Raw genomic sequence first — 21,684 nt, 5'->3', positions numbered from 1 at the left:
CCATGCCGAATGCTCAGGGTTTTCTTCATAAAATCCTGGGCAGGCATCTGAACAGCTATTCAATGAAATCAATAGTCAAATCATTCATCACTGTACTACTGGCTGCTGCCGTCGTGGCCTGTGGTAACGAAAGCGATCCTCTGGCAAGCCTAAAGCCCGCTACCGGAGCCCGGCTGAGGTTTTATCACGCCGCCCCCGATGCTCCTGGACTGGCTCTGTACCTTAATAACAAGGCTTTTTCAGGAGTAAATACCGTGCCCACCACGCCCGATCCGCTACCTGCGGCGGTTACCTATTTTTCTGCGTTTCCGGTTCGGAATTATGCAGCGGTAGAACCTGGAACGGCCACGTTGAAAATCAATGCGGCGAAAACGACAACGGCTGAGGAAGCGGCTTTATGGGGGGCTAACCTAACGCTGGAAGATGGGAAGTATTACTCCGTCTTTGCCGCTGGAAATGCCTCGGCCTACGAAGTAATTAGTGTAGAAGATAACCGAACCGTGGCTGATGCTGGAAAAGCATACGTGCGGGTTGCTAATTTGGTAGTGAACAGTCCTGCTGGGGGCTATGAAGTGGCAATCAATGGCAAGGTGATTACCACGGTATCTGCCTATAAAAGCATTACTAACTTCATTGCCATTGATCCCGTCGCGTTCAATTCGGCAGCTCAGACCATTACGGCTAAAAATGGCTCAGTTACCTTAACCTCGGCCTCCGCAGATCGGATTCAACCTTATGCCGGACGTTTTTATACCATTATCCTGAGAGGGGTTGCCGGGGATACCAAAACGCCACCCACCATATCATTACCGCTGGATATTTAGTATTCCCAGAGCAGGAATTAAATAAAAACCGGAGCGTAAGTGTAAAACTTATGCTCCGGTTTTTGTTTAATTAAGCTGGCGTTATCTGACGGAATAGATTACTAAGGGACGGTTCTTAGAACGTTACCCCCACTTTAGCAAAGACAAAGCGGCCATTGAAACCAAACTGCGACACGGCCCGGCTGTAGAGGAATCGACCGTTAGAGGTATTATCCAGTGCCGTCGTATAACTTTGGGTTGCGTCTGTGGCGTAATTGAACTGGTTGTTACGAGCATTGATGTACGCCTTATCGGGATACACATCGAACAGATTGTTTGCTCCCAGTGTCAGGGTTACGTGCTTGTTTAAAGCATAACTGGCCGTTACATCCGTTACCCATTTGGGCGAGAAAGTCTGGTCATTGTCAGCGGGGTAGGGAACGCCTGCTACAGTCGTACCAGGAATGGTAGCACTTCGATACGTTACCTCACCGAAGCGTACCGTCCGCAAAAAGAAATTCCAGGCTTTTACCTGATAGTTAGCACTCAGATTGATCTTGCTTTTGGGTACCGAAGACTCAAAGCGGGACTGCTCTTCGCGGCTGAATAAACGGGTTTTCAGAGAAGGATCGGCTTCAATCACCGAAGAACCCTGAATGCGGGTTACTTTGGTTTCGTTGAAGTTTCCTGAAACAGTTAGGTTCAATGTATTCGCACCGACTTTGATACGATCACTCAGCACAATGTCCAGACCCTTCGTGCGGGTATCAATGGCATTCGTGAAAAACTGAACAGAGTTGATGGTTTGATTCGGGTCAACCGTATTGAGAATCGTATTAACCGTTCCAGTAGTACCCGACTCACGGGCAAACTGGCTGGAGAAAACGATCCGGTCTTTGATGTTAATCTGGTAGGCATCAATGGTCATGCTGAAGCTACCAAATTTACCCGTTAAACCCAGGCTGTAGTTTTGGGAGATTTCAGGTTTGAGTCTACCTACGCCAAACTGACTTACCACGGGACTTTCGTTATTGACTGTCAATACCTGCCGGGCTACGCTGTTTACAAACTGGGTGGATTCGTTATTAAAATAAATCTGGTGCAACGAAGGAGCCCGGAATCCCGTGGATACGGCCCCCCGTAAAGCCAGCCCCTGGAACAGATTCAGACGACCCGTGGCTTTGTAAGAAAGGTTGCTACCAAAGTCCGAGTAGTTTTCATAACGTAAGGCCGCTCCCAGTAATAAACGCTCTTTGAACTCGCCCTCAAAATCAGCGTAAATACCAACGTTAGTTCGGGTTTTTACCAGGGCATTAGCGGGTTTATAACCGGGAAATACCTGAGCACCCGCGGCGGTAGAAGAGGAGCCAATCATTCGGCCAGGAATATTCTCGGAAGGAATACCAAAGGACCAGGATTTTTCTTCACCTGCTCCAATTTCATACCGGCTGGTGCGGAACTCCGTGCCAAAAGCCGTGTTCAGAGCTGAAAATACCCCTGAGAATTCATGCCGTCTGCTAACGTCCAGGTTCACTACATTCTGGCCATATTTCAGTTTACCCGCGTAAAACTCAGTAGGGCTGGTGCCGACTGGAAGCGAAGCATTCAGCGTATTGGAGATATTAAATTTGATGCTGTTTTCTCCGTAGGTATTACTTAAATCCCAGTTCCATTTTCCCAACATTCCTTTCAGGCCAAGTCCGCCTGAGAGGTCATGTACAGAAGTATTAATCTGCGGCAGGAAACCGTTCGGATAAATTGACAGGTCAATTTGAGTAGATTGAGAAGGCAGGCGATAAAAACCAGCGGCATTTCCTTCTTTATTAGTGTAACCCGCCTGACCGTAAAGCGTAACGTTAGTTCCGAGTTTATACTCAGCATTAGCCATTACGCCAAAATTTTTCACGGCAGCATTACCCACCCGCATGTTATTGCGATCCAGTCCGGCGGCCTGAGCCTTGGCATCGTCGGCTGCTTTCAGAGTTTGACGAGCTTCTACCGTAGTCGCCGAAGAAGGCCATACCGAAGAGTATAATAAGGGTCGGGTATCGAGTCCACCGCGATTGGTAGCTCCCCGATCCTGATACTGAGCGGCGATGTTTACGAAGCCTTTGTTATTCAGATTAAAGCCTTTCGAAAGATCGAACTGTACCGTTTTTCCGTCTGAATAACTCTTGCCTAAGGTATTCGTCAGACTTTGACCGTACATGAGATTGGCATTCCAGGGCGTTTCTTTTTTCAAAACCAGGTTAATAACGCCGGCAATGGCGTCAGATCCGTACTGGGCCGCAGCTCCATCGCGTAATACTTCAATTCGCTCAATGGCCGATACTGGAATGGCATTTAAATCCGTTCCCACAGTTCCACGACCAAAGGTTCCATTGATATTGACCAGAGCAGTGGTGTGGCGACGTTTTCCATTCACCAGTACTAACACCTGATCTGGCCCAAGACCCCGTAGCGAAGCGGGATCAATGTGGTCGGTACCATCCGAAACGGTCTGACGGTTGGAGCTAAACGACGGAGCTACGTAGTTCATGATCTGCGTAAGATCGGTCTGAGCCACCAGCTTCATTTCCTTGGCTCCAATGACGTCCACCGGAACGGGCGTATCGGTGCTGGTACGGGCCTGCGAAGAGCGGGAACCCAGCACTACAATATCATTCAGGCTAACGGAAGATTCGTTGAGGACAAAATCCAGCTCAAGCGTTTGATTTCCCTTCACCTCGGCGGTTTTAACCAGACTCTCATAACCTACGGCCCGAGCAGTTATCTGATAAGAACCGGGCTGTACTTTCAACAGATACTCTCCAGTCCCCGACGCATTCGCTCCGTTGTTGGTTGAATTAATCTGAACAGTTGCTCCAACAATGGCATTTCCTTTAGAATCCAGTACTCTGCCGCGAATTTGTTGAGCAAATAATGCACCAGGAAGAATGCATAAACACAGCATCCATAAACGTAAAAATAAAAGGTTCATAATGTTTAAAATTTGGGTATTCGTGAATCGCTATAATGTTATGACATTTTTAAGTAATATTGCTTATTTGGTTATTAATAAATAATTTTATAAATTAAGGGGAAGAGCCTGAGCTGAGGATTAGAGTAACCATTGCATGATTGAAGGTTAGCTAGAAAGGCATATAAGCTTCTTTGTTCTGGATGATAGGTCTGAAGTCCCTCACTATTCGTCCGCGACGCTAAGCGTTACAAATGCAGACTAGCGTTCTTCATCTTCCAGGGTATTATCGAACAAGGTGGGGAAACCTAAATAGTAGGTTTCGGTCACGCCTGATTTGCAATCCAAATCCAAAATAGGATAAAAACGTTTTTGGGGTAGAGACGCGACTTTATCGCGTCTGGGTAAGAGGCGGCTTTTGTAATTAGTCCTCCCGCCATGGCTGGTGTCTCACCAGCCATTTATACATAAGTAGTGTTTGGTGAGACACCAACCACGGCTTAGAACGGGTCTTGAATGAAGGAAAAACATACTCATGGCTCCCTGTTTTACTCTAAACGTCATCTTAGAAAGCTTCTCCCGCCATGGCTGGTGTCTCACCAGCCATTTATACATAAGTAGTGTTTGGTGAGACACCAACCACGGCGTAGAACGGGTTTTGCATGAAGGGAAACATACTCATGGTTCCTTGTTTTACTCAAAACATCATCTTAAAAAGCCTCCAGGTCTTTGCAAAAAATGCACAGAATAGAATAGGGATATCCCTGTCACGATTGAATAGGTTTAGACGTTTTTCGATGGAGAAATGAACTATTACTTGCTCAACTGATCGAAAATGGGCAGTTTGCGTAGAAGATTGCATAGCGAAACAATAATGGAAGAAGAAAAGGAAGGCTTACCCCCCTTTGTCCGCTCCTGGCGACAGTTGTATGGGTTGGTGATTGCCAATCTAATTTTGATGATTATGCTGTTCTGGTGGTTTACGGAAGCCTTTTCGTAAGTACCGACTATTCTTTCGTCCACACTTCTTAACCCTAAAATTTAAATACTCTGGAATGTCTTTACTCGACTGGATCGTTCTGGCCGTTACGTTAACCTTTATTGTGGGTTACGGAATTTATCGCAGTCGGCGGGAACAGAACCTCGAATCATACCTGACGGGTGGTCATACGTTACCCTGGTGGCAGGTGTGCCTGAGCGTTATGGCTACGCAGGCCTCCGCGGTTACCTTTCTTTCGGGACCGGGGCAGGCCTATACCGACGGGATGCGGTTTGTGCAGTTTTACTTTGGGTTGCCACTGGCGATGGTGGTCATTTCTATTACCTTCATTCCCATCTTTCACCGCCTCAATGTCTATACGGCTTACGAATACCTGGAAACCCGTTTTGACCTTCGTACCCGAACCCTAACGGCAATTCTCTTTTTGGTGCCACGCTGGCTTTCAACGGGCATCAGTATCTATGCTCCCAGTATTATTCTTTCGACCATTTTCGGCTGGGATATCGTCTGGACGAATATAGCGATGGGTGGTATTTTATTGATTTACACCGTAATAGGTGGAAGTCAGGCGGTGAGTTATACGCACGTGCAGCAGATGTTCATCGTATTGGGCGGCATGTTTCTGGCGGGCTGTCTGGTCGTACGGTTACTACCCGAAAATATGGATTTTGTGGATACGCTGGAAGTGGCCGGAAAGATGAATAAACTCCAGACCATCAACTGGGAATTTGACCTGAATGATCGCTACAATGTCTGGTCGGGTGTAATCGGTGGTTTTTTCCTGCAATTAAGTTATTTCGGTACGGATCAGTCGCAGGTGGGACGTTATCTGGGGGGCGAAACCATTAGCCAAAGTCGGTTAGGTTTATTAATGAATGGGATTATCAAGATTCCCATGCAGTTTTTGATCTTGTTGGTCGGAGCACTCGTTTTTGTCTTCTACCAGTTTCATCAAGCTCCTTTGGTATTTAATGAAACGGCATTGAGTAAGATCGAAAATACGGTTGATTATCAGGTTTTGCAGAAAAAAAATACACAGATTTTTACGGAGAAAAAACAGGCCGTCACGCAGTTACAACAAGCTCTTGAGAAAAAGGATGCAGCTCAGGTAAATCTGCTTCAAAAGCAGGTATTGAACCTAACCAAGCAAAGCACCGAACTACGCGAAAAAACGCAGAAACTCGTCCGAGAAAAGGGTGGCGACGCCAACGATACCAATTACATCTTCCTGACTTTTGTCGTAAGATACTTACCTAAGGGGGTAGTCGGTTTATTGATCGCTATCATCTTTATTGCTTCCATGGGATCCATCGCATCGGCGATTAACTCGCTGACTTCCAGTTTTGTAGTGGACATTTACCGACGCATGTGGGTAACGCAGGCTTCGGAATCTCATTATGTAAAGGTCTCTAAAATCAGTACGGCTGTGTGGGGAATATTAAGCATTGCAGTAGCCATGTACGCCAGTCGGGTAGGAAGTTTACTAGAGGCCGTTAACATTTTGGGTTCCTTATTTTACGGAACCGTTTTAGGGGTTTTTGTGGTTGCTTTTTATTTTAAACAGATTGGAGCCAAAGCAACTTTCTGGGCGGCAGTTATGGCAGAGATCGGGGTAGTGGTTTGCTGGTTATTAAACTTAACGGCTTTCCTCTGGCTCAATGTAATCGGCTGCGTGGCTGTAGTAGCCATGGGTTTATTGCTGGAAACTATACTGGGGAAAAATAAGGTGGTGAACGGGTGATCACTAGTTTAGTGGTGTGTAATTGCAATAGCTTTTAATGAAGAACTCGTAACCCCAGCGGGGTTCAATCCGAATAGCCCCGGGTGTCAACCCGGGGACCCTGGCAACATAGGTAGGAAGAGGAGAGAGTGCTTGCTGCCAGCGAAAAGGCTGGCCGGGCCACCCTGGCAGCGGAATCGTAAATCTAAAAGAGCTTTTAATGTAGAGCTCGTAACCCCAGCGGGGTTGAATATGAATAGCCCCGGGTATTAACCCGGGGGAGTAAGTAGGTAGGGAGATAAGAAAGTGGTTGCTGCCAGCGAAAGGCTGGCAGTGGAATCGCAAAACTGAAAACTAAACCGATGCGGGAGGCACTAATCCATCTGGCCCATAGTGAAGCGAAAATGGCTAACATTATCGCCTCCGTTTCTTTATCCGAACCGCAAAGTTCGGGAGATGTATATTACGACCTGTTGAACTCGATTGTTTCTCAGCAGCTTTCCACGCAGGTAGCCGTCGTGATTTTTAATCGTTTTCTTAAATTATTTCCCGGAGAATATCCACATCCCAGGCAGTTACTGGCTTTGGAAACTGAAGAATTACGGGCCGTGGGGTTATCCCGGGGCAAAGCTCAATACATGCAAAACGTCGCCGAGTTCTGGCTGGCTGAAAATCTGGAGACCAAAAACTGGGACGAGATGGATGATGACGCCATCGTCGATTACCTAAGTCAGATTAAAGGTGTAGGTCGCTGGACGGTGGAGATGATTCTAATCTTTACCCTGCAACGCCCCGATGTTTTTCCCGTTGATGATCTGGGCGTTCAGCAGGCCATGATGCTGGCGTATGGTTTGGAGAAAGACCGGAATCTTCGCAAACGAATGATTGAAATTGCTGAGTCCTGGCGACCGTATCGCTCTACGGCTAGTCGGGCCTTATGGCGTTGGAAACACCAGGTAAAAAAGTAAGGAAGATTGATCAATGAAAGTAGTAATCGTGATTGCCGGGCCTACGGCAGTGGGTAAAACGGAGCTTTGTGTAAAGCTGGCTCAGGAGTTAAATACCGAAATTGTGTCGGCGGATTCGCGGCAGTTTTACAAAGAATTAAGCATCGGAACGGCCAAGCCCACGGTGGAAGAAATGCAGGGAATCCGACATCATTTCATTGATTCACATTCCATACAGGATTACTTCAGTGTTGGCGATTTTGAACGGGAATGCCTGCAAACGCTCGAGGCTATTTTCTCAAGAAAAGACGTCGTTATTCTAACGGGTGGTTCCGGCTTATTTCTGAAAACCATTACCGATGGATTGGACGAAATGCCCGAGGTAGATTTGAGCGTTCGTGAGGAATTGATGCAACGATTTGCAGAGCAAGGAATTACGCCGCTGGTGGAAGAATTACGTCGGCTCGATCCAGCTTATTTTGAATACGTAGATCGCAATAATACCCAGCGGATTGTGCGGGCATTGGAAGTGTGCCTGAGTACAGGTAAGCCTTATTCGAGCTTCCGAACGGGGCAAAAAGCGAAACGACCTTTTGAGGTAATAAAAATCTGCCTGACCCGCGACCGGGAAGTATTATATGACCGGATTAACCGACGGGTCAACCTGATGATGGAGGCTGGGTTAATCGATGAAGTAAAATCAGTAACGGATTATCGGGAGCATTATGCTCTGAAAACCGTAGGTTACCAGGAAGTTTTTGAATACTTCGATGGCACGTACGATTCCGGCAAAATGGTCGAAAAAATTCAGCAGAATAGTCGCCGCTACGCCAAACGGCAACTAACCTGGTTTCGCCATCAGGGCGATTTTCAATGGTTCGAAGCTTCAGATTACGAGGGGGTAAAAGCGTATATACTGGACCAGCTAGCCGGCTACCGTTCCTCAAATGCATAGTAGCCATGCTCAATCATCATAAAGTAATAACCTCACCCGTAGGAGCTTTAACCCTGATTGCTACGGAAAAAGGGCTAGCGGCGATCCTGTGGGAAAATGATAATCCTGACCGAATTGCCGTGGAGTTAGGGACTCGGGATGAGCAACATCCAGTTTTACTGGAAACGGAACGTCAGTTGAATGAATATTTTACCGGGAAACGCAAGCGTTTCGAGTTAACGCTCGATTTTATCGGAACGGATTTTCAAAAACAGGTCTGGCAGGCTTTACTGACTATTCCTTACGGAGTAACGCGTACATACGGAGAGATTGCCCAGCAGTTAAACAACCCGCAGTCGGTACGGGCAGTAGGTGGAGCTGCGAACCGTAATCCCATTTCCATCATTGCTCCCTGCCACCGGGTGGTCGGGTCTTCAGGTAAGTTAGTGGGTTTTGCGGGCGGATTGGACCGTAAAAATCGATTACTGAGACTGGAAGGAGCCATTAAGCAAACATCTTTATGGGAGTAAGGGGGCTTCCCTTTTGGCTGATAAGGTATTAGAAAAGGGAGTATAGCTCTGACAGATGAAGGCTGGCAAGAAAGCCCTCCCCATACCTAATGACCCTATTCTTTCAGACATGGAAGAAAACCATTTTTTAAGAATTAGAAAATCCATCAAAGATTATTATTTGAAATAAGTCTAAATACAAATAGATTTGGGGCCGTAAAATGAACTCCTTAGTTATGTACCCCATTTCAAAACTTCCCTATCTCTTACTTTTATCCTTCTTCTTCTTTACCACCGCTTGGGCTCAATCCGATCGAGCTACTTTACAGGGCACGGTTAAAACAGCAAAAGGACTGGCTGCCTTCATCAACATTTCTCTGGAGCAGGAAGGCCGCATTCGAATGATTGCTACGGCGGATGAATCCGGGAAATTTTCCCTGAAAGCCCCTGCGGGTTCGTATACAATCATTGCCAGTGGCGTAGGTTACGAAACCATACGTCAGTCCATCGAACTGGTGGCAGGCGAAAAAAATGAAGTTACGCTGCAAACTACGGAAATTGACAAGCAGCTCTCAGAAGTAATCGTCTCGGCGGGTCGGCGGGTAGAAACGCTGGCAGAAACCCCTTCTTCGGTTAGCGTTATTACCGGAAAAGAGCTGGAAACCCAGGCAGGAATTAGCCCCAACGTAGCTAATATTCTATCGAACACCGTGCCCGGTCTTGCTCCTTCTACTAACCAGACGGGTAATAGCGGACAAACTTTGCGAGGACGTAACGTGCTGGTACTCATTGATGGAATTCCGCAGTCAACTCCACTGCGGGCGGGTGGCCGTGACATCCGCAGCATTGACCCTTCGGTTATCGAACGCATTGAGGTAATCAAAGGAGCAACCTCTATTTACGGAAATGGGGCCGACGGGGGACTGATTAACTACATCACCAAGAAAGTTCGTCAGGGCAATCACTCGGGGGGTAATACGCAACTGGCCATGACGGGTAATACACGAGGGGACAGTACGTTCGGTTACCGTTTTTCACAACAATTTTTTGGTCGTAGTGGAAAGGTGGATTATGTCGTTAGTGGCATGCACGAAAAGACGGGTGTCTTTCGGGATGCACAGGGACAAGTGATCTCCCCTGAATATGGTCTGGGCGAGACACGAATCTATAATGCCTTTGTTAAAATAGGTTACGATATTTCCAGCAAGCACCGGATTGAAGGAATGTATAATTTTTACGGTTCCAATCAACATTCCAATTACGTTCTCAAGGCCGGTAAGTATGGGGTAAGTCCTGCCATTGGGGTCATTGGCAAACGCGTGGGAGTGGACGAAGGAACCCGGCATAACCATAATGCAAATCTTCAATACATCGGACGAAATATCATTGGGGGTACTAATATCAATGCCAGTTTATATTACCAGGATTTCCTGACGATTTACTCAAATTCGGCTTCGTTCTACGGTTCTGGCCAGTCTCAGATTCCCTCCGTTAAGAAAGGTCTTCGGGTCAACCTGAATAGTCCCTTCGTCCTTGCCAGTCGTATTCGTGGTGACCTTACGTATGGTTTTGATTTACTCAATGACCAGACTTCTCAGTCTCTGGTGGACGGGCGTACCTGGGTTCCTAACATTAACATGCGAAACCTGGCCCCCTACGCTCAGCTAAGTGCTCTTTTGGTGGAAGGGCTGACGCTGAAAGCAGGGGTTCGGGCAGAAAACATCAACATTAAAATAGCCGATTACAATACCCTAGCAACGGGTCCTAATGGGCAGGGAAGTATTTTTGTAAAAGGCGGTAATCTTGGCTATGAGGCCCTGGTATTCAACGCCGGATTACGGTATTCGCAAAACAAATGGTTTAATCCTTTTGTAAGTTATTCGCAGGCTTTTTCCATTTACGATCTGGGACGGATTCTACGGTCGGCTCAGGAAAATACCATTGAGAAGCTACAAACCCAGCCCATTATTGTGAATAATTATGAAGTTGGATTCAGTAGCCAGGTCGGAACACTTTCTCTATCAGCGGCGGGTTACATCAGTACGTCTAAACTGGGAGCTAATTTTGTTGACCTCGGGGAAGGAGTGTATACAACTGAGCGTGCTCCTGAACGCGTCTGGGGGTATGAAGTTCAGCTTGACTGGACTCCGGTTCGAGCATTTTCCGTGGGCGGGAACTATGCTATTACGGAAGGAAAAGTGGATAAAAATTCGGATGGACGCTATGATACCTATTTAAATGCCAGCCGAATTTCTCCCGATAAAACTACTCTGTATGCCCGCTATTCCGGTATTAAAAATGTAAGTATTGATTTGAACTGGTGGCGATTAGGAGACAGGGATCGGTTTACGCCCCGGGCCAACGGTACCTATGCCATTTACGAAGGACGGGTACGATCGTATAACCTCTGGAATTTAAATGTAGGATATAAAGTGAGTGAGCCCGTGCGGCTGAGCCTGGGGATTGAAAACCTACTTAATAAGAGCTACTATACCTATATCGCTCAGTTCTTTGGAAGTAATGAAAACTACACCCGTGGCAATGGTCGGCGATTCATGCTGACGCTTAATTATTCATTTTAATTAGGAATAGGGTGATAAGAAAAGAGGTCTTTCCGTAAGGAGGGACCTCTTTCCCTATTTTATACGAAAGACGAAACAACGGATTATAATTTGATTAAAACCCGGCTAGGTAGCTTAGCTGGCAAGGCTTTTGTGACTTTGAAGTTTTGTGCAAAACCTATCATGAAATATGGCAAAGTCTATAGCGGCTGTGATGGTCGAAATGCTGGTGAATGCCGGAGTTAAACGCATTCACGGAATCGTGGGAGATTCTCTCAATGGATTAGTAGATGAAATTCGTCGTTCGGGGAAAATTGAATGGATTCATTACCGGCACGAAGAGGCGGCGGCTTTTGCTGCCGGAGCCGAAGCTCAGGCCACGGGTCAGTTGGCGGTTTGTGCCGGAAGTTGTGGCCCCGGTAATCTTCACCTTATCAATGGTTTATACGACTGCCACCGAAGCATGGCTCCGGTACTAGCCATTGCGGCCCAAATTCCAAGTATGGAAATTGGAACGGGTTATTTTCAGGAAACGAAGCCCGAGTATCTTTTTCAGCAGTGCAGTCATTACTGTGAAACTATCTTTTCAGCCAAGCAAATGCCCCGTGTTTTGCAGATTGCTATGCAAAATGCCATTGGTAAACAGGGGGTGGCTGTTATTACCATTTCCGGGGATGTATCCTCGGAAAAAGTAGAAGAATCCCATCTTGAACATCAGATCTTTCTTCCCCAGCCCCTCATCCGGCCTTCGGATCAGGAGTTACAACAAATGGCTCAGCTTATCAACGAGGCTGAAACTGTTACTATTTTGGGGGGAAGCGGTTGTGCGGGTGCTCACGCCGAGGTGTTGCAGTTATGTGAGCAGATAAAAGCTCCCTTAGTCTATGCGTTGCGAGGGAAGGAATACCTGGAATATGATAATCCTTACGAAGTCGGTTTAACGGGTTTGATTGGGTTCCGTTCTGGAGCAAGAGCCGTGGCTAATGGCGAAGTATTACTCATGCTGGGTACGGACTTCCCTTACAAAGACTGGTACCCGGATAAGGCAAAACTGATTCAGGTCGATACGCGTCCTGAGCATTTGGGGCGTCGCTCCAACCTTACCTTGGGAGTAGTTGGAAGTGTCGCTCCGACCATTCAGGCTTTATTACCTTTATTGATCGAGAAAACGAATCGCAAACACCTGGATCGGGCTTTAGAAGATTATAAAAAGAACCGGGAAGAATTTGATTCGCACGCCCGGGGAACCGAAAACGACGGCGTAATTCACCCGGAATACCTGATGGCAGCTCTCAGCGAGAAGGCAAGTAAGGACGCTATTTTCACGGCTGATGTGGGAACCCCCACCGTCTGGGCGGCCCGCTACCTGAAAATGACGGCTCAGCGTCGATTATTAGGTTCGTTTACGCACGGTTCTATGGCTAGTGCGATGCCACAGGCGATTGGGGCACAACTGGCCTTCCCGAATCGTCAGGTAATTTCTCTTTCTGGTGATGGTGGTTTTGCGATGTTAATGGGCGATTTGCTGACGATCTTTCAATACAACCTTCCCGTTAAGCTGGTAATTTTTAATAACTACTCCCTGGGGTTTGTAGCTATGGAAATGAAAGTAGCCGGATTGCCACCCTTCGGGACGGATATGAAAAATCCCAATTTCGCTCGTATGGCTGAAGCGATGGGCATTCGGGGCATTCGCGTCGAAAGTCCAGATGATTTACCCGAAGCGATTGAGGAAACGTTCCGGCATTCTGGTCCGGTATTACTGGACGTCGTAGTGAATCCAACGGAGCTTTCCATGCCGCCTAAAGTTACCTTCGAACAAGCCTGGGGCTTCGGGATGTACATGATGAAAGATACGCTTCGCGGCGATGTCAGCGAAGTGGTGGATACGATTAAGAGTAACTTTTTGAATAAGTTATAATCGTTGCTGGCTTTTCTGCTGGCAGCTTGAATAACTCAGGCTGCCAGCGGTTACTTTATTTCAGTAAAGTCTTTACCTTCTCCCTGGGTAACTCTTCAATGGTCCCATTCTTCCCTTGGGTCGTTCGGGCAGCCCAGAGCGAATTTAGAATGGCTTCTTCCGTTGCTTCAATTGAAGCTAAAAAAAGAGCCGACATAGAGTCATTATTGACTTCTTCGAGGGTTTGGGTAATTCCTTTGGTTTCGTGTGGAATACGAACCTTTTCATTCGTAGAAAAAGCCAGCACGTATTCTCCTGAACCATTACTCGCAATACCGCCTACTTTTGCCAACGCCGACCAGGCCCGTTTAGCCAGTCGCTCCAGATTTCGATGGGTAAGGGGAGCATCTGTAGCTACAATAATCATGCAGGAACCATCGGCGGGGTCGTTTAGCTGATCGCTCAGAAAGTATTTACCCAAAGCTTTTCCAATGGGTTTGCCTTTGATTTCCAGCACACCGCCAAAATTGGTTTGCACCAGTACACCTACGGTATAACCACCCGATTTTTTAGGAATCACGCGGGAGCTCGTACCGATACCCCCTTTCCATCCAAAACAGATGGTACCCGTGCCGGCTCCTACGTTTCCTTCAGCAACTGACCCCGTTTTTGCCTTTTGAATGGCTTCCAGCACGTGTTCGGGTTTAACGTGAAAGCCCGTAATATCATTGAGGTAACTATCATTGGTTTCACCCACCACGGCATTAACCGAGCGAACGTTCTCATTACCCGGTTGGGCTAACGTGTAATTGATAATCCCCTGCATGCCCGCTGCGACGGAAAGTGTATTCGTTAATACAACGGGTGTTTCCAGATTTCCTAACTCATTTACCTGACTGATCCCCGCCATTTTTCCGAAACCATTGGCCACAAAAACAGCCGCCGGAATTTTCTGTTGAAACAGGTTACCTTCCGTCGGAACAATGGCCGTCACTCCCGTACGAACATCCGTCCCCTGGCTTAAGGTGACGTGTCCAACTTTTAACCCGGCGACATCCGTAATGGCATTGGTTGCACCCGTTTTTAAAATTCCAATGGGGAGTCCAGTATCCTCGCGAAAGCGGGTTTGGGCCTGAAGAATGGAAGAACTGATCATGAGAAGAAAAAAAAGGTGTTTCATTGGGAGGGTTTAGAGTTTTCAGTTTTCAGTTTTCAGTTTTCAGTTTTCAGTTTTCAGTTTTCAGTTTTCAGTTTTCAGTTTTCAGTTTGAAAAGAGAAAACCCATAAAGATAAGGGAGATGTTTGAAAAGGGAACCCTAACCCCGGAGGGGTTTAATATGAATAGTCCCGGTCTGGATGGACCCGGATGAAAATCCGGGGTTCCCTATAGATGGACCCTCCCCCTGACTGGTGTCTTCACCAGCCCTTACTAAAAGCATAGAGGTTGGTGAGGACACCAACCAGGGCGGAAAATAACAGGCGATCATTTCAGGTAGAGACGCGACTTCATCGCGTCTGGGTAAGAGACGGTTTTGGGTTACCTCTGTATTCCTTTCTACGCCGTTGTTAGTGTTTCACCAAACACGGTTTGCGTACAAATGACTGGTGAGGACACCAGCTAGGGTAGGGAGAGCCAGACGTGATAAAGTCGCGTTTCTACCATTAGACTACGCTCTTTCGGATTTATAATCCCTAAAGTAACACTAACCATCTCTACAGAAATGCGGCTAGCAGCTGTGCTGAATTGCAAATCCGAAAAATAGAATAAGCTCACTTCTCAACATCTAATCAAACTGAAATTCCGATTGATAATACTTATACGCATTGATCCATGCCGCATAGACCCAGAGGAAACCACCTAAAATGGCTAGATCTACATGAAACATAATAAGCAGTAAACCGACGATAAAGCCCCACAAACCATACGCACTTAGTTTTTCCAGACTTTTGTCATGCTGATACACCCGATGCAAAGCCGCTATTTGAATACCACTGATAAACACGAAGGCTTTCCCCACAAAAAGAAAAGAGACCGTGTCGGGTAAATAGCGAAACAGGAGTATGATTTCCGGGATGAAAATCAACAGCATTTGCAGGGCATGAGCCGTAAAACGCTTCCCAAAGGATAAAGGTAAATTTCGGACGAAGAGCAAATACTCGTGCTCGAACGTATAATGTTCGGTGGTAAGTCCGAGGTGAATCAGGCTGCCCAGTAGTAAGCCAATGGCCAGTAACCGTTCATCGTAATCATCCGTAGGGTAAAGCAGGCAGACGCCTAGGAGCAGGGCCCCCGAGAAGAATTTAGTGACCAGTACCAAGATAGCATGTTTCCGTAATAAAAACTGAATGAAAAACAGCGGATAGGGCAGCGGCCAGTTCTGGGCAAAAGTTCGAACCTTTGCTTCCGTATCACTTTGCCGAAGGGTTCGTTCGAAGATTAGTAACGCAAGTAGGCTGATGGCAGCAAAAAAGAGAATAAGGCTGATAATAGCCATCCACTGCTGATTTTGAATGGCATACAAACTCATCCAGAAAGCATACGCCAGAATGGGTAGTAATAAGCTGATGGTAATGGTTAACCAGCTAATCACCCGCTGAGGGGTGGAAATTAATCGAAAATGATGCAGAAACCGATAGGCTGGATGACGAAACTGTTGCCGGACAAACCCAATTATTTTAAGGGCATATAACGTCCAAGCGGCAAAGTAATAAAGTAAAATAGAAGGCGAAGTCATGGCATACTGAAACACCGCGACGTGATCATCCGAGCGAATGATTCCGAAGCCTAGCATTACAATAACCAGAAAGAAACCCGTATTTTGACGGTAAAACTCCGTTACCAGCGTTCGATAGAGGACCGTTTTCAAGGAATAGGCGAGGCTTTAGCCGAGGTGAATTTCCTCCAGCGTTTGGTTACGGATGATGTAAGAAGAGTCCATTTTTAGGTCGGTTAACCTGAAATCCTGATGGGAGGAAAGTAGAAACTGAACCCCATTCTGATGGTACTGATCAATGAGCTGACATACATTGGCCACCGCCCGATCATCAATCGTAATGAGAGGTTCGTCAAGCATAATGAGCGTTGGATTGCCCAGAAAACCCAAAATTAAAGACGTTTTTTTGAGCATTCCCGAAGAATAAGTTCCAACGGGCTGTTTCCAGAACGAAGCTATTTCCAGCGTTTCTACTAACGCGTCCACTTGTCCTGCCGGAGCTTTCTTGGCTTTGGCGACAAAAGAAATCAGATCAAAAGCAGATAAATATTCCGGGTAGAGCGGCTCGGCTTCGGCGTAATTCACCCGTAATCGAAACGCAACGGGATCACGCTTTACTTCCCAGGTATCATCTAGCCAGATTTCACCCTCGAAAGGCAACATCCCTGCTACCGACCGAAAAAAAGTACTCTTTCCGGCTCCGTTCACACCCCGAATCCAGTGAATGCCGGGTTGAAGTTGCAGTTCGGGAACTTCCAGAATGGTGCGACCGTGATACGCTTTTCGGTAATTTTTGACGTGTAGCATACCTACAAAAAAAGACATTTGGCAAAGCTTTCCAAAACCTTTCCGGTATACGGACGAGCCGTTTGTACTTTTGTATCATGCAAAGCAATTATTACTTCCTTCGCCAACTGTCCAGCGAACTGGAAAATCAGTTGAAAGGCCTAGTTTTGGCGGAGTGTTTTTCGCAGGAAAAAGACGAGCTAGTCATCGGGTTTTGTCCTGAGGAAAAGCAGTGGCGAAAAAAGCGTGATTTTTACATCCGGGCTACCATTCGCCCTGATTTCGTAGCTTTAAGCTTCCCCGATGATTTCAGAAGAGCAGGCCGAAATACGGTGGATCTTTTCTCGGAATTACTGGATAAGCAAGTGCTTGGCGTTCGTCAGTTTCTCAATGAACGGGCCTTTTCAATTGAATTTGCGGATGATTACCATTTGGTTTTTAAGCTCTTTGGCAACCGTTCCAACCTGGTATTAATTCAGGGTACGCAGGTCGTTGATCTCTTTCATAATAAACTCGTTTCCGACGAAAACCTAGATATCCAGACGCTGGACCGACCTTTAGACCAGAGTCGGGAAGCCTTTGATCGGGCTAATGGCGACTGGCGGAAGTTATTCCCAACGTTTGGTAAAGATGTAACGTCCTGGCTGGATCGGCATCACTACCGTTCGTTACCCATTGACGAAAAATGGGCCTTGGTAGAGCAGGTAAGGGCCTACCTGGAAAATCCGCAGTATTACATCAAGACGGTGGAATACCAGCCCGTGTTGACGCTCATTCCCGACGAGGCCGAAAAGACCTTTACCGATCCGATTGAGGCAGCCAATGGCTTCTATTATGCTTATTCGAGAATCAATGTTTTTGACCGGGAGAAGGGACAGATTGTTCGATTACTGCAAAAACGTAAGCAGAAAACCCAGTTATACATTGATTCGGTCTACGAGAAACTCGACGAGATGGAAAAAGCCATCAAGCACGAGGAGATCGGACATATTCTGATGGCAAATCTGCACCAGATTCCCGAACGATCCGAAAGTATTGAGTTACACGATTTCTACCGCGATCAGCCCGTCACGATTCGTTTAAAGCCCGATTTGACGCCTCAGAAAAATGCCGAGTCGTATTACCGAAAGGCTAAAAACGAGAAAATTGAGATAGAACACCTGATGGAAGCTCTGGAAGTTCGGGAAGGCGAAATGGATGAATACGATGCCCAAATCGAAAAAGTGGAGTCGCTGGAAACGTTAAAGGAGCTGCGAAAATACCTAAAAACCAGTGGGCTGGACAAAATGGAGAAGCCCGATGTTTCGGCGGCTACCTTGTTCAAACGCTATGAGTATCAGGGTTTCGAAATTTTTGTGGGAAAGAATGCCAAAAACAATGACCTGCTTACGCAGCGATATACCCGTAAAGAAGACCTCTGGCTGCACGCCCGCGATGTCACGGGTTCGCACGTTATTATTCGCCATCAGGCCGGTAAACGATTCCCCAATCCAGTCATTGAACGAGCGGCTCAGCTAGCGGCTTATTATTCCAAACGTCGCAATGACAGTTTGTGTCCAGTTATTGTTACCCCGAAAAAATTCGTCCGCAAAACCCGCGACTTACAGGAAGGTCAGGTCATTGTAGAAAAGGAGGAAGTAGTGATGGTAGAACCGAAAGCTTAGCTTAGTTGATGGTTGTTCGTTGTTAGAAAAAAGTAGAGACGTCGATTCATCGCGTCTCTTACTGCATGCGTAGGAGCTCTATTCTTAACTGAAAACGGAAAACTGACCACTGAAAACAAAGAAAATGAAAGTTAAATATCTATTCATAGGAGCCATCTTTTTGTTGATGGCCTACATGGTTTATAATGCCACTTCTCAACCCGGCATTCAGGATTTAAAAGGTAATTTTCAGGAAGTAGCCCTGTATCGCAATGAAAACAATACCGGACCTATTACCCGCATCTATGCCGTAACGGTGGAAGATACGTTATGGGGAGAAATGAAAAAATACGGCGATTTTATGCCGCATACTAAATACGGAACTACGAAAGTCTATTTCTTCAAAGCAGGTAGTATGGTACCTAAAGAACTGAATCCAAAAGAAAAAGACTTTGAAGAAAAATATCATCCGATCGCTTCGTATGAGAAGGATGGAATGGGAGAGGTTTTGTTTGATATATAACTAATAAAAGTTAATAAATATGGTATTTTTTATTAAAAACAATGCTATTAATTAGTGTAAAATAGATTTTTTATATTTTATTTAAATAAAATATTATTCTGTTTTGTGACAGAATAATATGTATCGTTATATTAGCATAATTAACCATCTACTTTATCTAAAGTTTTATAATGATGAGAAAATTTAAATTTACATCTTTTTTTATTTTATTTCTTTTTTTGTTTTTCAGTTGTTCAAAGCAATTAGAAATAAAGCCTAACTTACCAGCTAGAAAGCCTGATTATCTTGCTAGAGGAGGACGACAGAATACTAGTTATATTGCTTGGGAAAATGCAGATTTTTTTTATTACAAAGATGATATTGGCACAACTAGAGCAGTTAGGACTCCTTGGTCATCAGGGGGAAGTTCTGTATTTTCGTTTTATGAAGCTACTGACCGGCTTCAGCAAGATGGATGGGTTTTGCTATATAGTACTCTAGATCCTAATCAGTTTATAGACAATAAACTATTTTTTATATTGTATAATAAATGGAGAGGTATAGTCAGAGTGTTTTTTTATAATAAAGACAATCCTCCTAGTTATTCAAATTACGTTTTAGGTAAACTGCGTTTTGGTAGTGATGGAGTTTTAAACTCTGGACTGTTGAACTTTTCAGAGCAATTTGCATCAGCAAAGGATATTAAATCAGATAGACCATTTACTATTTTATCTAATATTAATCCATCTAGTATAAATACAGGAGCACTGAATAACAGTTGGTATAGTTTTGACTATGAAATTGCTTATGATCCAACTATTACAAGTGTAAATGAAATGAGCGTCGGAATGGATTTAGAAGCGAGAGCTATTGGACAACAGAAGATTTCATTAACAGGATCCTTAGACGGTTCTATAGATGGTACAATAGAAATATCGGGTAAAGAAGGATCTTCGTTAATTAATACTCTGTTTACCTCAAATGATAACTCTATTTCTAATGTTATCGGAAATGTTAGAACCGGATCAAGAAAAAGTTCAGCTAAAGATGGTATATTGAAAATATTAGGAAGTGCGATTACAGACGGGTTTAAGTCTTCGGTGGAAAATGCAGCTAACACATTAGCGACAGGGGGGCTAAACATAATTACCTCTCCAATATCAAAGTTTTTCAATTCTTTAATAGCATCTCCTGCTGAAAATACTGAAAATGTGCATTTAAAAATGAATGCAAAATTAAAAGTACAAGGTACAGCGGAATCAGAATTCCTGTTGTATAATCAACATTTCTTTGTTCCTGGTACTATAAGAAACTCTAATAACCCTGGATTAGTACCTTACTATGATAAACCATTGGGCGTTTTTAATATTTCAACAACACCTGTTATTAATGTGTCTGCATACGGAAGTGATGGTATAACTTATTCATTTAATCCATCTACCTTTAACGTAGATATTAATCCAGAAGTTGCCAATGATATAACTATTTCTGAAATCCAAAAAAGTATTGTATGGCTAAAAACATTTAATGGTATAAGTGTATCACCAACTTCTACTTCCCCCGTCACATTGATTACTAGAACAGAAGGGAAACAGGAAAATACCAATACTCCTTTTGTTCAAGATGAATGGTATGATTCAGGGAGTAATACCTTTCGTATTATAGGGAGAAATGGAAGGCGGATGGCTGCAAATGTTAAAGTACGAGTTTCATTTAAAATCCAGCCTAATAATGGAGGTAAATCAGTATATATATCAAAAATATTTAATGCTAATGTTGTTGGACTAGAAAATTTACTTTAAATTATACTTTAGTTTTAGTAATTTAGGGAATTTTTTGAATATAAGTTCCCTAAATTACTAGGCCATCACCGAAACCATTTCCAACGCTACTCTTCCAAGTTTCTGATCTCCCCTTATCATAACCTGATGCATAATTTCCTGAGGCCTAATACTTTTTGAAAACAAAGGCCAGGCCGTTTCCGGGGAAAGACTTACTTCACTTGTAGGATTACCGATATATTCTTTCTTTAATATCCACGCATTATTTTCCCGAACGACGTACCAGGAACCCCCTATCTCGCTGGTAATGGTAAGTTGAATGGTCGTCCCATTTTCTGCCTGAATGCTTCGATAGGTGTGTGGCAAAGCATACATGAACGTATCGATAAACGGATAGAAAAATTCTTTTGTTAAAAGCCCGGGTTTATGAACGGCTGCCCGGATTTGCTGCTGGTGTAGCCACTTTTCAGTGTATTCCCGAGCGAGGTGCATCCAGTTTTTACTCTCTTCTTCTCCGGCCCAGGCTACTGAAAAAGTAGCAGGAGCTTCTGGGTCCAGCGTAGCATAATAATCACAATACAAAGGCCCGGTTAATTCGTGCAGGAGAATTAATAGGGGCGGGCTTACCCGCTTCATGGCTTTCACCCAATCGGCATTTAAGCCATTGAGATAATCTAGTAAGTCCTGATAGGAATGAATGGAAGGATTTTCGCCCTGATACCCGTCTCTTAGTTGTGAAAGAATGCGAATATTCCCATCCAGCAAGTGAGCAACTACATCCTTTACTTTCCAGCGTTTCGCAATGGTTTGAGCCTGCCACTCTTCCGAATTTAGGGAACGTAACAAATCAAACAGCATCTGATCGAGCGTTCGGATTTTTAGGATGAAATCAGTGGTTTGAATAGTGCTCATAATTCATCAATGA

At 45.1% G+C, this 21,684-nt stretch carries 16 protein-coding genes; 11 read left to right on the top strand and 5 right to left on the bottom strand.

All coding sequences use genetic code 11. The features are described from left to right. Positions 1-62 precede the first annotated feature (62 nt). Positions 63-824: a DUF4397 domain-containing protein gene (locus tag QE357_RS17960; RefSeq protein WP_307141239.1), complete on the top strand. Its 762-nt coding sequence runs from the start codon at positions 63-65 to the stop codon at positions 822-824. A gap of 115 nt (positions 825-939) precedes the next feature. On the opposite strand, the gene QE357_RS17955 is transcribed toward QE357_RS17960, so the two are convergent. Then, complete coding sequence (locus QE357_RS17955; RefSeq protein WP_309710370.1) at positions 940-3,783, bottom strand: TonB-dependent receptor; 2,844 nt, start codon at positions 3,781-3,783, stop codon at positions 940-942. Positions 3,784-4,636: 853 nt separating this feature from the next. Between QE357_RS17955 and QE357_RS17950 the strand changes: the two genes are divergently transcribed. The 7 genes from QE357_RS17950 (at position 4,637) to poxB (ending at position 13,354) form a co-directional block, all read left to right on the top strand. After that, positions 4,637-4,762, top strand: a complete 126-nt coding sequence (locus QE357_RS17950; RefSeq protein ID WP_255400706.1) for a hypothetical protein — start codon at positions 4,637-4,639, stop codon at positions 4,760-4,762. Positions 4,763-4,817: 55 nt separating this feature from the next. After that, positions 4,818-6,503, top strand: coding sequence for a sodium:solute symporter family transporter (locus QE357_RS17945; RefSeq protein WP_309710368.1), 1,686 nt, complete (start codon positions 4,818-4,820; stop codon positions 6,501-6,503). 341 nt (positions 6,504-6,844) lie between these two features. Next, a complete protein-coding gene (locus tag QE357_RS17940) occupies positions 6,845-7,450 on the top strand; it encodes a DNA-3-methyladenine glycosylase 2 family protein (RefSeq protein ID WP_309710363.1) in 606 nt (201 codons plus the stop codon). A gap of 13 nt (positions 7,451-7,463) precedes the next feature. Then, on the top strand, positions 7,464-8,384 hold the full coding sequence (gene miaA / locus QE357_RS17935; RefSeq protein ID WP_309710361.1) for a tRNA (adenosine(37)-N6)-dimethylallyltransferase MiaA: 921 nt from the start codon (positions 7,464-7,466) through the stop codon (positions 8,382-8,384). 5 nt (positions 8,385-8,389) lie between these two features. Further along, positions 8,390-8,893, top strand: coding sequence for a methylated-DNA--[protein]-cysteine S-methyltransferase (locus tag QE357_RS17930; protein WP_106637776.1), 504 nt, complete (start codon positions 8,390-8,392; stop codon positions 8,891-8,893). A gap of 215 nt (positions 8,894-9,108) precedes the next feature. After that, positions 9,109-11,454 (top strand): TonB-dependent receptor, encoded by a 2,346-nt coding sequence (locus QE357_RS17925; protein WP_309710358.1) that lies wholly within the window; start codon positions 9,109-9,111, stop codon positions 11,452-11,454. Positions 11,455-11,623: 169 nt separating this feature from the next. After that, the gene (poxB, locus tag QE357_RS17920; protein WP_309710355.1) at positions 11,624-13,354 is read left to right on the top strand and encodes a ubiquinone-dependent pyruvate dehydrogenase; all 1,731 of its coding nucleotides are present in this window, start codon (positions 11,624-11,626) and stop codon (positions 13,352-13,354) included. A gap of 55 nt (positions 13,355-13,409) precedes the next feature. On the opposite strand, the gene QE357_RS17915 is transcribed toward poxB, so the two are convergent. The 3 genes from QE357_RS17915 to QE357_RS17905 all read right to left on the bottom strand — a co-directional run bounded on the left by QE357_RS17915 (position 13,410) and on the right by QE357_RS17905 (position 16,872). Continuing rightward, on the bottom strand, positions 13,410-14,513 hold the full coding sequence (locus QE357_RS17915) for a P1 family peptidase (protein WP_309710352.1): 1,104 nt from the start codon (positions 14,511-14,513) through the stop codon (positions 13,410-13,412). A 604-nt stretch (positions 14,514-15,117) separates the two neighbouring features. Further along, positions 15,118-16,200, bottom strand: a complete 1,083-nt coding sequence (locus QE357_RS17910; protein ID WP_309710349.1) for a hypothetical protein — start codon at positions 16,198-16,200, stop codon at positions 15,118-15,120. A 15-nt stretch (positions 16,201-16,215) separates the two neighbouring features. Further along, a complete protein-coding gene (locus QE357_RS17905; protein ID WP_309710346.1) occupies positions 16,216-16,872 on the bottom strand; it encodes an ATP-binding cassette domain-containing protein in 657 nt (218 codons plus the stop codon). Positions 16,873-16,931: 59 nt separating this feature from the next. On the opposite strand from QE357_RS17905, the gene QE357_RS17900 reads away from it, so the two are divergent. The 3 genes from QE357_RS17900 (at position 16,932) to QE357_RS17890 (ending at position 20,780) form a co-directional block, all read left to right on the top strand. Beyond that, on the top strand, positions 16,932-18,497 hold the full coding sequence (locus QE357_RS17900) for an NFACT RNA binding domain-containing protein (protein WP_309710341.1): 1,566 nt from the start codon (positions 16,932-16,934) through the stop codon (positions 18,495-18,497). A gap of 124 nt (positions 18,498-18,621) precedes the next feature. Then, a complete protein-coding gene (locus tag QE357_RS17895) occupies positions 18,622-18,999 on the top strand; it encodes a hypothetical protein (RefSeq protein ID WP_309710337.1) in 378 nt (125 codons plus the stop codon). Positions 19,000-19,169: 170 nt separating this feature from the next. Continuing rightward, entirely contained in the window at positions 19,170-20,780 is a 1,611-nt protein-coding gene (locus tag QE357_RS17890) for a hypothetical protein (RefSeq protein WP_309710333.1), read from the top strand. 57 nt (positions 20,781-20,837) lie between these two features. On the opposite strand, the gene QE357_RS17885 is transcribed toward QE357_RS17890, so the two are convergent. Continuing rightward, positions 20,838-21,671: a maleylpyruvate isomerase N-terminal domain-containing protein gene (locus tag QE357_RS17885; RefSeq protein WP_106637785.1), complete on the bottom strand. Its 834-nt coding sequence runs from the start codon at positions 21,669-21,671 to the stop codon at positions 20,838-20,840. Positions 21,672-21,684 lie beyond the last annotated feature (13 nt).

The sequence above is a fragment of the Siphonobacter sp. SORGH_AS_0500 genome, assembly GCF_031453245.1.
Lineage (GTDB): Bacteria > Bacteroidota > Bacteroidia > Cytophagales > Spirosomataceae > Siphonobacter.
The sequence above is the reverse complement of the archived record's forward strand: the minus strand, read 5'-3'. Positions and strand labels throughout refer to the sequence as shown.